We start from the raw sequence: 14,969 nt of genomic DNA on the forward strand, positions 1-14,969 counted from the left end.
AAGTTTCTTCCTCATTAACCTTTCTTTTGAGATGCGTTTACTCAAGTTTTGGGGTATTTCTTTGAAGTTTTGGAGCATTTACTCATGAGGTTGGTGAATCTGCTCATTGATCTGCGATTTACTCGTGAGTTTAGTGCTGTTACTCGTGAGTTTGAGGCGTTTACTCGTGAGTTTGGTGCTTTTACTCGTGAATTTGAGGCGCTTACTCGTGAGTTTGGTGCTTTTACTCGTGAGTTTGCGCCCTTTACTCGTGAGTTTAGTGCTTTTACTCGTGAGTTTGCGATTTACTCGCGAATTCGTGCTGTTTTCTTGTAAGTGTAGTGCTTCTACTCTTTATAAGGTCAAAAAAAGACGCCATACATGGCGTCCTACTCATTTATTTTTTTATGTGCTTTTTTAATACATACCCAATTTGGCTTCCCTTTTTCACTTTATACCATTCATCTTGTTGAGCCAGTATCGTTACGGCTTGTTCCCTGTGAAGAGTGCCAATCGTTTCAGAAGCTGCATTTCTACTTTCTTTAATAGATAATTCGTTTGCTTTCACTATTCCCGTCGTCTTCCTAATCGAGATTTTCGTTGAAATGGTTTTCTGATTGTCACTCTCATCCTTAGCGGAGATTTTTACCGTAAATATCCCGTTGGACATATTTTTGAAATCCCAGGTTGCCGATTGACTGCCTTTATGGAACTGCCTTTCAGAAAGGATGCCGACAACCTTACCTTTACTGTTCTTGATTTCCACCGTTACATTAGCGTTTTCATTAATTGAATACGTTATGTTCGCTTTCTCTGTACTGTAATCACCCGATGTTTTGACATCCGTGATTTTAGGTGCCGACGAATCTCTACTGATTTTTATCGCCATTGTTTCCAAACCTTCATTCCCGCCTCGTTCCATTGCTGATAATTCTGCTTCATATGTCCCGTTACTTACCGCTATTATGTTCCAGATAGCTGAATGGGTACCCTTTTTCATTGTTTGATCACGGACTGGGCTAGCTAAGGCATTACCTTTCCTATCTTTAATCGTGAGAGTTACCACAGCATCTTCTTTTAGGGAGTATGTGATTCCAACCTCATCATTTAAATGATCCGTCTTCGCTTTCATGTTTACTGAATTCGGTTCTTCCTTTACAACAATATCCGTTTTAGATCCAGCGCCTGGTCCATATTCCTTTTCTATAATTGTGTCAGGATAATAAAAACCCAAAATATCTTGATATGAGTGTCCAGCTTCCGCTCTGTTTTTCGCTCCAAACTGACTTAGTCCGACCCCATGCCCATATCCTGATCCTTCGATTGCAATTTTGGAAGGATCGGAAGATGAATGGTCAACCAAATAGCTTTTCATCACCTCTTGCCCCACCATGCCCCTGATTTTGGAAGCCGCTACATTAGTAAGCTTAACCGTTTGCTGCAAAAGTTTTCCCCTATCATCAACGAGATCCCTTACATAGAAATTCATTTGTATGGAGCCTTTCGTAACCCGACCTCCCGTTTTTTCATCTGTAAAAGTTAACAAGGGAATCTCCGTTATTTTAATATCTTTCTTCGCATATCCATTATTCGTCAGCCAAGCCTTCAGCTTCGGCACAACCGTTTTATCTTTTTCCTCTACACTTGTCCACCATTCTTCAGGTTTAGATAAATCCATTTTTGACAGGTCGATTTGCTGCTTGTCCAGCGTTATCGACCAATTGGTTTTTGAATCATAGAAATCTTTTTTGATAGATAAATATGCAAGAGGGTTGCCTCTTGACCAAACATTTGAATTCGATTCGGTCATCCCTCCATTGCTTGATGAAAAGAACGCTTCGATTATTTCGCCATCATGTTTGATTACCATGCCCTTTGTCTGATCAATGGCTGAATCAGTTCGATAATGACCGGCAGCCCCGCCATATACTTGGTAAGAAACTGTATCATCAATGATTGACGATTGATGGCGAAGTGCATACGTCCGGGCGGCAATCGCCTGTGCTTTTAAGGCTTCGGCATGCCATAGTGCGGGCATCTCCAGCGGGACAACGCCCTTTAGATAATCTTCAATGTAAACAGCATTGATTGGCCGGATGTAACCGTCCTCCACTGTAAATGTCATTGAGCCTTGATACGGACGGCCGTTTATGGACAATGAAGCTTCAGGTTTAACTGGCATTACCTTAAAGGAAGCATAAGATCCCGTTTTCTGAGAACCTTTGTAAACGGCAAGTTCAGCCGACTCCGCTTTCAGAGTCAGACTTTCACCCGCCTTGATGACTATCTCTCCCCCTGAATTACGGTAGTCCCCGGTTGCCGTTATTTTAACACTGGTTCTATTCCCCAAATAATTCTTCAGTTTCACTTCCATTGTTGTATTCTCTTCCACAGCCGTTGCTTCATGAGAAGGAAATGCAAAAAAAGTGATAAAGAAAGCGATAAACAAATACTTTAAACTTCTCATTCCCCTTCATCCTCATTCCTTTTCTATTTATCTTTTCAAGACTTTTGAATTAACCCTGTTCAATCTTTTGGCATGAGAAAACTATTTACTTGTAGGTTACTGAACTCTCTTTTTACATTCTGTATGTACGCCGCATTATCCTTCAAATCCGGCTTTATTGTTAATCGGAATCCACAACCAAAATAAAAGCAGGACATGGAAGAAACCATGTCCTGCTTTTATTTTGGTAAATGCTTGCTGATGGGTGACTTTTTTCTTTACTTCAAATACTTCTTCAACACCGGTTTCATTTGATCGACAACGACATGGCTGCCGCCTCGGCCTTTTACATCTTCAATCATCCATGCCATGAGAAGTTCCGGGTCTTCTGTGTCCATGGCAACGAACCAGCCATTTTCTGTTCCGTCCGCATTTTTGGATGCCTTGATTTCAGCAGTTCCTGTTTTAGCGGCGATTTTGATGCCAAGATCATCTATTCCATGTCCGCTTCCCTTAGGATGTTCCACTACTTGTGTCAGCATCTTGGTGACCTGATTTGCTTGGTCAGCTGATATCGCATTTTCTTTCCATATTTTCTTTTCTATTTTATCACCTGTTATTAACGAAGGTGCCGGGATGTTCCCTGCATTCAAAAAGGCTGAATAGGTCATGGCGAGATGAAGCGTACTCATTTGGACTTGCGCTTGACCATATCCAGCGTCAGCCAAACGTCCCTCACTATCGATCTTACCGATGCTCGATGCTTTGATCGGATAATCGTAATTCAAAGGCTCATCAAATCCGAATGCCTTGAGTCCATTTGTGAATTTTTCCTTACCAAGCCCCAGAGCTTTTTGGGCAAAGTAAATATTGTCTGAATAAATTAAAGCCTTTTCCATATCGATTGGAACCCCAGGGTCCGAAACCCTTGTAATGGAATGATCTTTCCATGTTGATTTGGCCCATGTTTTCCCTTGAATATTGATCGACTCTTTCGGATCCACGCCATTTTTCAAAGCGATTGCCGCAGTGATGGCCTTAATGGTTGAACCAGGTGCAAACGTCGAACTGAAACGGTTCAAAAGTGGTTTTTCCGGGTCTTCTTCAAGCGCTTTTTGTTCCGCTTTCGTTATTCCGAAAATATATTTATTAGGATCGAATGACGGACTTGAAACAAGTGCAAGCGTTTCGCCTGTCTTCGGATCAATTGCCGATGCCGATCCGGCTTCGTTCTTATATTGTTTGAAGATATCCTTTTGCAGCTCGGCGTCGATGGTCAATGTAATTGTTTCTCCCTCTTCAGCAGGCTTTTCAGCAATCACTTTTTCTTCGCCATCTTCGGCTCTAATAAAGATTTTACCGCCAGGTTTGCCTTTAAGCCGCGCTTCCAAAACTTCCTCAAGACCGCGTTTGCCAATAACATCACTTGCTGTATATCCTTTTCCTTTCAATTTCTCCAGATCTTCGGCCGATGCCTCACCGACATATCCAATTAGATGGGCAGTAGCCTCTTTATATGGATATATGCGTTCTTCCGTATTATTGACAGATACACCAGCAATGCTTAATAGCTTTTCCAAGGTTGCAGTATTATCATTTGACATTTTCTTGATGGGCACGAAATAGCTTGGCTTTACCCATGTTTGTTTTAATTTCTGATTCACTTCGTCGGTGGACATATTAAGGATTCCAGCGACCTTTTTAACCGTTTCGGATTCATTGGCCATTTTCTCTGGCACGATTCCCACTTCTGCAACCGTTCCATTCATGGCAAGGCCGCGTTCATTTCTATCGACAATTTCCCCGCGAATGGCTGGATACGATTCAACCGATACCTTCTCGCCAGCTTTCAATTGAGGGAATATGTAGCTTTCATCCCACTTGATATACCAATTTTCTTCCTCGCCTTCCCCTTCCTTGACAAGTGTCGCTTTATGATCAGAGCTGACGGCACCCGCCATAGTGGACATATCAACGGTATATGAAAGGCTTACCTTTTCCCCATCTTTATGGTCTTTCTCTTCTTTTGGCTGTTTATAGTCCACCTTTAATTGGTCGGCTTCTATGCCCGTATAGATTTTCTCATAACGCTTAGCAAATTCATCCGCACTGATTTTCTTCTTTGTCTCAGGCGACAGATACTCGTACATCTTCGCAAAATCCTGTTTATTCCAAAGCTTCGTGTATGCCGCAAAGCGATCTTCCGGGCTTGGCTCATCCGAGCATCCGGCCAGAAACAATACGCTCAACAACAATAAGCTGGAAACTAAAGCTAGTTTCTTCATGATTTCCTCCTAATGAATAGTTAGAATGATATACCTATAGTTTAGCAAAATATTAGGGGAATGGGGGATTTTACATGCCGAATTTCTTCATTTTTCTAATTAACCATGTATTTTCTAAAACAAAAGTCCTGTACATTATGTACAGGACTTTTGTTTTAGAAAAAATAGATGAAGGCCCAGTTCACAAAAAAGATCAAGTTGATTTAAGGAATCAGCTCCCTTTCTGCCGGGTCTGCTAACAAAGGAAACCCGCAGGGGGAAAACCAGCGCCTAGAGGCAACGTTCAAAATTGTACAAACCCTAAAAAACGTAGGCAAACTCAATCTTCATCGAGTTTGCCTACAGCCTGGGTCATCATAATGTTCAGGATTCTAGAGCATTCTTTTTTTTCGGCTTTTTTTCTCTTGGAGCCATTTTTTCAGGAAGATAAAGCCCAGGATGGCCGAAATGATGAGACCGCTTGTCGTTACAATGACAGCTACCCATTCGTATAAGGTGTAATCCATATACGCTTTCCATGGTAATTTCCCTTTCCAATCTTCAATATATAGATTCATTCCGAATATCCCGGAGACTACCGTATAAATCGTTAGTATTTGCAAAAGATAATTACTTCTTTTCCCAGACAGTTTATCCTGATTTTGATAAAGGTAGGAAAGTGTTTCCTTCACCTCACTGTAGAGAGGGGCAATCCTGAAGGCTTCATCCGTTTTTTTGAAAAGCTCTTTACCGATTGCCGTACTATTCACTTCAGTGAATAAGTACTTTGCAGAAAACTGAGTGATCATGAAAATCAGCTGTTCTGTATCCGATTGATCTTTTTCCACATCTATCTGGGAATGTTCATGAGCCAATTTGAGCAGTACGATTTTATAATAGAAGAAAAGCAACAATGAATAAAAATGCTGGCCATACATTTCGCTTGCCAGTTCCTGTTCCAGTTTACCTGTCGCTTTCGTGACACACGCGAAATGATACATGCTAGTTACATAATAGGTTTCCTTGCCCCACCTGTCATATACTCTTTCTTGATAATACTTTTCTATATAATCAGGATTTAATGCACCTATATATGGTTCACCATCATTGTCATACCCATTCAGTTCACTGATCCGGAATAAGTCATTTTTAGATATATCACGATCCTCAGGGAATGCCGTATAACTGATCACGTACATCCTTTCATCGATGAAGAAGGGCAAACTGCCAAAATAGGTCGGGTCCGCTTGTTCTTCATCCATATATTCCTCAATTGGCGGCAATAGTTCATTGAAGATGAAATCCTTCACTTGTTCATACTGATTTTCCCGACAGCCGACTTTCGTTTTTTCCTCATCATCAGCAATCGGTTCAAGGATTCGGAATGTATCGCCAAAATAGAGCACATCATCATGTGAAAGCCCTTCAGGTAAAGTAACACGAAGGTTCATCATGCCAATATGAAATGGGCATATGAAGATATCGATAGAGTTAATAATGAATGGGGTATTTAGATAGGGTGATTCGAAGGTACAATCAATATCCAGTTTTTTCGTGAAACGCCGCAAGCCTTCCTTCTGTTTGGCATTACTCGGAAATAAAATTGGCTCGATGTAAGGCATGAAATACTTTTCCAGTTTACGGTGCGAAACTTTATGGCCACCGTAAAATTGATTTTGTTGTTCCATATCTTTCAAGTTCAAAAAAACGAAATTGTCCTCAAACAACTTTTCCACAAACTTTTCAATCTTATTTCCTTCAAGCGTAAATGGAAAAATGTACTGCTGGAAAGTTCGCTTCGTCGGATCATTCTTTACTTTCACATCCATAAAATATATTCCTCCGATTAAACTGCGATTAACACAGGTTTAATTCATCTTGTTTCTTATATTTACCCATGTATATACAAACAAAACGAAACATATTATAGAAAAAAAGTGGACAAATTATCCAAATAAAAAAGATCCCCCAAGCATATGCATGGGGGCCATCGAAAAGAGTTCTTCAACCCTCTTCACTTTAGGGTACTAGAAACTGATGTTTCTAATGAAAAATCCGATATTCGGACCATTTTAACATTTATTTTAAGTATGATAAAATACGAAATTCCTCCATATTTGGGCTTTACCTCTTATTATCATCTAATAAATCCTTATATGCAGGCATTCACAGAAGAAAATATAACTACAGGAATATTTGCAAGATCTTCTGTTCATCCCTTTATCATTAAAATCACGTTTTAACTAAGAAAAAAATGGGTAAATAAAAAAAAGCAAAGGAGAGACATCATGAAATCCGATAGCAATAAACAACATTTTAAATTTTTTGAAAGAACAAATAACGCTAAACCAAGTAAGCGGAAACAAATGAGCGATTTCATTAAAAAGAAAATGAATGCTCAAAACAGTCATTTAAATGGCAAAAACTCATGACATGTGGGATGTCATGAGTTTTTATCTTTTAAAATGCGATTTCATTACCTTGAAGATTGTGCTTCACACATTTCTTGATACCGATTACATTCAAAAAATGTTGAATCTTCTTCATCGAGGTCGCCTGATATTCATCTACAATGGAAAACTCTTTAAGATAAGCGATTTTTTCTTGTACATCTGTATCTATATGATCTTGGCTGGATTCTTTATCATCTGATTTTTTGCATGTGTACACCACAGCTTCACCAATTTTCCTGGTTGCCTTATCAAAATAAAAAGAAAACACAATGGCACATTCATCATCGTAAAAAGAGGGTTGAACTTTCATATTAATATCAATCATTAACCTTACACCTCTCTCCGTTTTGTTATATACACTATAACAAAAGCATTAAAAGGAAATAGGCGTTACAAACTACGCTCACGTTTCTTCAACACCTACCAAATGGACCTTACACCCCCCATTCATAGATAATTATAACTACAGGAATATGCGCAAAAGAATAATCATCATTTAATAATAATAAAAAAAACATCTTCAATTGAAGATGCTTGAATGATTGATAAGAAGCTTCATTTATTTATTTATATAAACCTGGAAGTTCTGCGTAAAGGCCTGGTAATTCGCTTGGGACAATAACAAAAGCAGCGATGATAAGAAAAGATACGACTAATGCTTTAGTACTTTTTTTCATAGGTCATTCCTCCTTTTCTTTTAAAAAAATATTGGTTAAAATAGAAAATAATTCTATAGTTATATTTAACCACAATTCTTAAAGTCATATATTTCGACTAAAGAATCTATTTAAACCGTTCAGGACCTGTACATACCGCTTTCACCGATTTTTCATAACAAAATATAACTCTAGGCATATTTTAAGGAGAATCAAAATGGATTTTTTTGCAGTTGGACAAAAGATCAAAGAGCTACGTAAACAAATCGGGCTTTCCCAGGAAGAGTTGGCAACCGGTATTTGTACACAAGCACAGATCAGTAAGATTGAAAAGGGCGATGTCTATCCATATGCATCCACTCTCTACTTAATTTCCCAACGTTTAGGCGTTGATGTAAACTATTTTTTCGATATTGGAATGACCCCTAGGCTGGATTACGTGGAAGAAGTGATTTATCAATTAAAAATAGCCAGAAGAACCCGAAATTATGAGGAAATGCAGCAAATTGTAAAGGCTGAGGAAAACAGTCCCCTCTTTCTTCAAAATAAAAAGAATCATCAATTGATTCTTTGGCACAAGGGAATATACGAATATGAAAAAAATAAAGATTTAGATAAAGCCATAGAATTCATCAATAAGGCCATCTCCATTACTCATACGACCGATAAAATTTATTCGGAACGGGAGCTTGAAATCCTAAGCAGTCTTGGTGTAATGTATGTTGCCGAAGAACAATACGAAAATGCATTTGCCTTGTTAAGGAAAGCTTTAGATCACTTGAAAGCCCTGCCCTTCTTGACGGATAAAACGCTAAAGACGCGCCTATCCTATAATTTTGGCAGAGTGCTAACACGCCTTGGCCGATACGGAGAGTCCATTGCCTGCTGCCAAGATGCCATAAAGTGGTGCCTCGAACATGATCAATTATATGCTTTAGCGGATTTACATTACCATTTAGGATACAATTTTGAACTCGTAGGTAACTTTGAAGAGGCAAAAGAGTACTTGGAAAAATCTGCGTTTCTATTCAAATTACAAAAAAACCATACCTTTGTTACATTCATCAACAAAAAGCTGGACAGTTGGAAGAACGAAATGAAAATAAACTAATTCTATAATTTGGAGCCATTTCCCCGGGAATGGCTCCAAATTATAGACAAACTCGATGCCTCCAGTCACTCGCTTTCCGCGGGCGGTCCGTTCTCGGGTCCTATGCGCCTGCGGGTCTCCACTTGACGCTCTTCCCCCGCAGGAGTCTCGCACATTGTTCCAATCTACTTTGTATTAAATTTATATATAGAACCCCTTTTGTCTACAAATTGAGCCATTCAACAGGAGTATATAATTTCTCACACTCATCATTACCAAAACCTCTAATCTACATTTTAAATTCCAAGCCAAAATGAAGTATAATAAAGAGATGCTTCAAAAAAGCAATTTTAAAAAAGATTCCTGCCTCATCACTTGGTATTGTGAAGCGTGATGAGGATGAAGGATTTGAGGCATGTTAAAGTGATTGCCAGTTATTCCTGTTTATATCCGAACCGCTTATATTCAAGGGGATTTTTGACGATATTGACTTTTACAGGGTTTTTATGAATATACGGCTAGAAGCATTGATGGTTTGTTCGATTAAATGGATTAGAACGTAAAGAGAACGGCCATAGTCCGGCATTCGATCTGGGATGTAATTTATGCACCCAAAGAAATAAGCCCAGGCGGGATTACGATAAGTTAAAGAACTGATGGTTCATGATCATACAAAAATATAATTTTGGTATACAGGGCTTGTCCCTGAAGGAGGAGAGTATGGAGCGGGAGTTGTTGTTAGTTGGGGAGCGGCTGGCGGAATTTTTGGAGGCCGGGGATCCGGAAGATTCGGATGTGGTGAATCAAGGGCTCCAGTTATACCGTCAGGGGCTCGTTGATATTAAAGAAGAAGCGGCGGATACGATTGCAGCTGAGGTACAGGATGTGACACGCTTTAAGGCCAGGCTGAATCTGCTCTTCCCTCAGGATGGAAGCTGTACATGTGATTCAAGGTTCATTTGCCGGCATCAAATGGCCGTTTTCTTTTCTGCATATTCTGAACACGCTAGTGTTTCCGAATGGCTGAGCGATTGGAAAGCACCAAAAAAAACCTCAACGGCCCAAGCACTGCAGCAAGTGAAACCGGCAAGTGAATTACTTAAACAGGCGGCAGGGAAATCCATCATCTTAGATAAAAGCTATCCATCATGGAAGCAATTCGTGAATGATGAATTTGCTGAACATGTGGAGCCTCATATAGGCGAGGCTACTTATATGATTGAAAATCACATACAAACTTACTTTAAACGCCTTAGCTCAAAAGCTCCAATGGAAAGGGAATGGAAATTACTTTATCATTTCGTTACCCAATTTTGCACGATGCAGCAGACACTGAGAATGATTCAGCTGCATAAAAGTGAGACGCAAACGATCAGGGTCTTTTATGCACTTGCCGTCGACCTTGCAGAGGAGCTTCATGAAACGGTACAGCCGCTTAGCAGGCAAGCGAGGCCCTTCGCCTTTGATCCCTTCGTTTTTAGCATCAAGGAAGATGTAGCTAAACTGCTGGATGGAGGAGAAGGCCTCGAATACGAAAAGATCGACCTTTACCGGGAGATATGGAGCTACTTATTCTCCAACTCCTCATGGCGTAAAGAGGAACTGGAACGAATCAATAAAGAACTTCCCGAGAAGTATATGGGCACCACTGAGAGGACGTCCTATTCCCTCGCAGCGATTCACCTATCCCTTTTGGAGAACCATGATAAACAAGCGATTGGGCTTCTTTCTGAATTGAAGAACGAAGCCTGTCCATACATTTTTTATTGGCTGAATCTCTTGGCTGAATCCGACAACCGGGCACGGGCTATCCCTTTCATTGAATTCATCAATAATAATGTCCAGGAGTTCCTTGCCGGTTTATCCGATTATTATAAACGGGTAGATTTCGTCCGGACCTTTACGACTTTAATTAACAGTAGCTGTTATAAATTAAAACGGACCGATTTGCTTGAGAAATTTTACAGGGCCACCCTTCCGCACAGCTATTGGAACTATGCAAACTTCCTTTTTGAACAAGGACAATATAAAAAATGGGTGGAGATGCATATTTACTCAGAAATCAGCATTGACTTAATCAGCAGTGAATCCATCAAAGAAGTGGTCTCAAAAGAACCGGAACTAATCCTGCCGCTTTATTATCATGCGGTCCAGGAAAAAGTTTCTTTGAAAAATCGGCCTGCTTATAAGCAAGCTGTCCGTTATTTGAAAAGGATGCGCACCATCTATAAGAAGAGCAAAAAGGAAGACGTATTCGAACGTTATATACTTTATGTAGCAGATTCGACCAAACGGCTTCGCGCTTTCCAAGAAGAACTAAAAAGGGGTAAGCTTATCGATGTTTAATCCAGGGAAATTAAAAATCAAAATAGCCGCTCTCGAAAACGGAACTTACGCCCTTGGTGTCGTCAATGAAGAAAATACCTTCCTCACCACGAATTATATACGCAGGCTGTTATTCAACTGGGATGACGCAAGCTTTTATGGCACTAAAATGACTACGGATATAGTGGATGGAAATCAAGTATTCATTCTTGACGCTTGGGGACTTCTCAATTTTTTTGCGAGGGAAAGCTTCAACTCCTTCATAGAATGGGAATGGTCCGAGATATCCTCCCTTTGCCTGTCAGCAGCTCCCGTTCTTCATGAATCCATTGAAGCTGGAATCCCCGTACCGGATTTCACCAATCTTCAATTGGACTCCATCGGCTGGAAGCTGCCGGAGGAAGTGGAAGAGGAATTCGTCCCTTCCTTTTGGGAAGAAGAAATATCTTTGGATCTTCCTTCACCTGAACTGGAAACCAACCGTACTTTTATCGAAAAGTGGTATAACGGTGCCGCTAATATGTATTTAAAAAACTATTCACCCATGCAGCATAAATGGAGTGAAGCCGTCGGGGCATTAAAGGATACTCGACTTTCTCCCGAAGAATTGCAGGCCTTTTTTGACAAGGACAGCTGGCAGGAATGGCTCGGTACCCTGCCCGATCCAAAACCATTCACTATAGGTCTCCGTTTAACTGAGCCTCCAGATGGAAACGGGCCTTGGATGCTCGATGTTACCCTTCGTTCCAAAAGGGATGAGAATATCATTGAAACATATACAGGAAAAAAACTTCCGCGCGGCTGGAATAAGTATGCAAGTGATGTGGTGCGTGCTACGAAACGCTGGCAACTCGTCGTGCCCTGGCTTGGGGAGAATGGCCGTCTGAAAAGGGAGATTTCAGAAACGGATGCATGGGAGTTCTTGACCGATGCAAGCGAAAAGCTCCTGTTTCTTGGCGTCGAAATTCTCCTTCCATCGTGGTGGCTTGCCTTGAAGGAGTCCTCATTGAAGGTCAAAGCGAAAGTGAAGAGCCAATCGAACCGCGGCCCTTCTTATGTCGGGTTAAAAGCTTTAATGGACTTTGATTGGCGGTTCTCATTAAATGGCAAGGAGCTCACTGAGGCGGAGTTCGAGGAGCTCGTCAATGAAAAAAGGCGGCTTGTCTTCATCCGCGGCCAATGGGTCAAGCTTGACCCTGCTTTCATTAAGCAAATTCAGGAGCTGATGGAAACAGCGAATGAAAAAGGCATCCAACTGACTGACTTGCTGCAGCAGGAACTGTTGAATGGCGTGAATGAAGATGGCGATGCCGATTCTGAAAACGATGAAATGCTCCGGATTCAATTTGAATTGAACCAGGAGCTCCGTAAAATGGTGGGAAGGCTCCGGGAAACCAAAAACATATCCATCCTGCCCGTCCCTAATGCACTTCAAGGTGATTTACGCCCCTATCAAAAACTGGGCATGAGCTGGCTCCTTTTTTTAAGGGAGCATGGTTTTGGTGCTTGTCTAGCCGACGATATGGGACTTGGAAAAACCGTCCAGATGATTGCCTACCTACTTCATGTTAAAGGCAAAGAAAGGGTCGGTAAAGAGCTGCCCACTGCGCCCAAGGATGAACAAAAGAGTGAACCGATCATCGTCGAAGAGGATAGTAGCGCGGAGAGCAGTGATGAGGGTGAAGTCATTACCACTGCCCCTGAATCCGTCCCTGTACAATCGGCGCTCATCGTCTGCCCGACATCGGTACTTGGCAACTGGCAAAAAGAATTGGAAAAATTCGCTCCATCACTTAAAGTTCACCTACACTACGGATCGAATCGTGCTAAAGGTGAGGCATTTACTAAACTGGCAGCCGATCATGATATTGTCTTAACATCATATGGACTGACCCACCAAGATGTGGCTGAACTGACCTCCATCCATTGGAGCAGCGTTATCCTTGATGAAGCACAAAACATCAAGAATGCCCAAACGAAGCAATCCAAAGCGGTCCGCAAGCTAAATGGCAGACATCATATCGCCCTATCGGGTACGCCGATGGAAAACCGTTTAAGTGAGCTATGGGCGATTTTCGACTTCATCAACAAAGGTTATCTCGGAACGCTAGGTCAGTTTCAGGAAAAATATGTGGCGACCATCGAGCGTGATGATCAGAAGGATAAAATCAAGGAATTGCAGCGTTTGATACAGCCATTTTTGCTTCGCCGTACAAAGCGTGATAAAGAAGTCGCTCTTAATCTTCCGGATAAGCAAGAACAAAAGGAATTCGTACCGCTTACCACCGAGCAAGCATCGTTGTATGAGCAACTGATTAAAGATACATTCACTGATATCGAACAACTATCTGCCTTTGAAAGAAAAGGCATCATCCTCCAGATGCTGAATAAGCTAAAGCAGCTTTGCAATCATCCAGCTCTTTACTTAAAAGAAATGGAAAAGGAAAACATCATGAAGGCACCTAACCGATCTGGCAAACTCGAGAAGCTGACCGAGCTTATCGATGCTGTCCGCGAACAGGATGAAAGCTGTCTCATTTTCACACAATATATCGGGATGGGCAATATGATTAAAGAATTGCTGGAAAAACGATATGGCTTTGAAGTGCCATTCCTGAACGGGAGTGCGAACAAGAAGCAGCGTGATGAAATGATTACGCGATTCCAGGATGGGGATTTCCCTATTTTCATACTCTCGTTGAAAGCAGGCGGCACTGGGCTTAATCTTACAGAAGCAAACCACGTGATTCACTATGATCGCTGGTGGAACCCAGCTGTTGAAAATCAAGCCACCGACCGTGCTTACCGAATTGGGCAACAGCGTTTCGTTCACGTTCATAAGCTAATCTGCACAGGGACCCTGGAAGAAAAAATCGACCAGATGCTTGATAAAAAGCAAGCCCTGAACGACGAGATCATCAGCAGTGACAACTGGATCACCGAACTTTCCACAGAGGAAATCAAGGACCTGGTTGCTCTTCAATAAACCCGCTCTCACGATTTGAAGAAGAATGAGGTCAGGTTGTTAACTTATAAGGAAAAAAAGGGGAATGCAATTCGATATGCATTCCCCTTTTTTATACATAAGCGTCCTGTAACTTTATTGAATACCTGGTATGGCCAGGTTCAAATGCATGTCTTTTATCAAAAAATCGATTTAACCATATAAAGAGCTGTGATCCAAATGATGATTGCAGAAATTTTATTTAATATTCCAAGGAATTTACCAGATGTATCAACCTTTTTCAGCAATCGTCCCGCAAGACATAATCCATGGAACCAGCACCATGACACAAAGATGCACGTTGCGGTGAAAATCATTTTATCTTTTCCTGAATAAACAAGTGAGCTCGAACCGATTACACCTATCGTATCCAAGATTGCATGCGGATTCAGTAATGATACGGATAGAGCAATTACAATTTGTTTTTTGGTCGACATCTGCATGGATTGGGCACCTGACTGTGAGTTCGATTTGGCAAACCAAATCTGAAAACCCATATACAATAAAAATATAACTCCGATTATGATTAATGTAAGGCGCAACCAATCATATTGCATGACAACCAACGAAACACCTAAAATAGCTAACAAAATGAGCAGTGTATCACAAATTGCAGCTGTTATCGTTGCTGGCAATGCTTTTTTTATTGTAGGTTGGATTGCTCCTTGATTAAAAATGAATACATTTTGCACTCCCAACGGAAGTATCAGCCCCAATGCCAATAATAATCCATGAAAAAATGGCCCCATACG

General features: G+C 41.0%; 10 protein-coding genes. 5 read left to right on the plus strand and 5 right to left on the minus strand.

Annotated elements, in window-relative coordinates; translation table 11 throughout:
• Positions 1-84 precede the first annotated feature (84 nt).
• On the plus strand, positions 85-315 hold the full coding sequence (locus ACYP5M_RS14570) for a hypothetical protein (RefSeq protein ID WP_434168125.1): 231 nt from the start codon (positions 85-87) through the stop codon (positions 313-315).
• A 61-nt stretch (positions 316-376) separates the two neighbouring features.
• Here ACYP5M_RS14570 and ACYP5M_RS14575 read toward each other — a convergent pair whose 3' ends face one another.
• The 3 genes from ACYP5M_RS14575 to ACYP5M_RS14585 all read right to left on the minus strand — a co-directional run bounded on the left by ACYP5M_RS14575 (position 377) and on the right by ACYP5M_RS14585 (position 6,518).
• Positions 377-2,446, minus strand: coding sequence for a SpoIID/LytB domain-containing protein (locus tag ACYP5M_RS14575; protein WP_459735190.1), 2,070 nt, complete (start codon positions 2,444-2,446; stop codon positions 377-379).
• A 257-nt stretch (positions 2,447-2,703) separates the two neighbouring features.
• Positions 2,704-4,710, minus strand: a complete 2,007-nt coding sequence (locus ACYP5M_RS14580; protein WP_452444694.1) for a penicillin-binding transpeptidase domain-containing protein — start codon at positions 4,708-4,710, stop codon at positions 2,704-2,706.
• A 371-nt stretch (positions 4,711-5,081) separates the two neighbouring features.
• Positions 5,082-6,518, minus strand: coding sequence for a magnesium transporter CorA family protein (locus ACYP5M_RS14585; RefSeq protein WP_230176132.1), 1,437 nt, complete (start codon positions 6,516-6,518; stop codon positions 5,082-5,084).
• A gap of 459 nt (positions 6,519-6,977) precedes the next feature.
• Here ACYP5M_RS14585 and ACYP5M_RS14590 point away from each other — a divergent pair, with 459 nt between their 5' ends.
• Positions 6,978-7,121 carry a hypothetical protein gene (locus tag ACYP5M_RS14590; protein WP_157831067.1) on the plus strand — a complete coding sequence of 48 codons (144 nt, stop codon included), beginning with the start codon at positions 6,978-6,980 and terminating at the stop codon, positions 7,119-7,121.
• A gap of 28 nt (positions 7,122-7,149) precedes the next feature.
• Here ACYP5M_RS14590 and ACYP5M_RS14595 read toward each other — a convergent pair whose 3' ends face one another.
• Entirely contained in the window at positions 7,150-7,467 is a 318-nt protein-coding gene (locus tag ACYP5M_RS14595; RefSeq protein ID WP_101223795.1) for a hypothetical protein, read from the minus strand.
• Between the two features lie 548 nt (positions 7,468-8,015).
• Here ACYP5M_RS14595 and ACYP5M_RS14600 point away from each other — a divergent pair.
• The 3 genes from ACYP5M_RS14600 to ACYP5M_RS14610 all read left to right on the plus strand — a co-directional run bounded on the left by ACYP5M_RS14600 (position 8,016) and on the right by ACYP5M_RS14610 (position 14,199).
• Complete coding sequence (locus tag ACYP5M_RS14600; RefSeq protein WP_101223796.1) at positions 8,016-8,909, plus strand: helix-turn-helix domain-containing protein; 894 nt, start codon at positions 8,016-8,018, stop codon at positions 8,907-8,909.
• A 699-nt stretch (positions 8,910-9,608) separates the two neighbouring features.
• Positions 9,609-11,234 (plus strand): hypothetical protein, encoded by a 1,626-nt coding sequence (locus ACYP5M_RS14605; RefSeq protein ID WP_459735191.1) that lies wholly within the window; start codon positions 9,609-9,611, stop codon positions 11,232-11,234.
• A complete protein-coding gene (locus ACYP5M_RS14610) occupies positions 11,227-14,199 on the plus strand; it encodes a DEAD/DEAH box helicase (RefSeq protein ID WP_452444696.1) in 2,973 nt (990 codons plus the stop codon). Before ACYP5M_RS14605 ends, ACYP5M_RS14610 begins: the two co-directional genes overlap by 8 nt.
• Before the next feature lie 158 nt (positions 14,200-14,357).
• On the opposite strand, the gene ACYP5M_RS14615 is transcribed toward ACYP5M_RS14610, so the two are convergent.
• Positions 14,358-14,966, minus strand: a complete 609-nt coding sequence (locus tag ACYP5M_RS14615) for a LysE/ArgO family amino acid transporter (protein WP_459735192.1) — start codon at positions 14,964-14,966, stop codon at positions 14,358-14,360.
• Positions 14,967-14,969 lie beyond the last annotated feature (3 nt).

This window comes from Peribacillus sp. N1 (assembly GCF_054600815.1).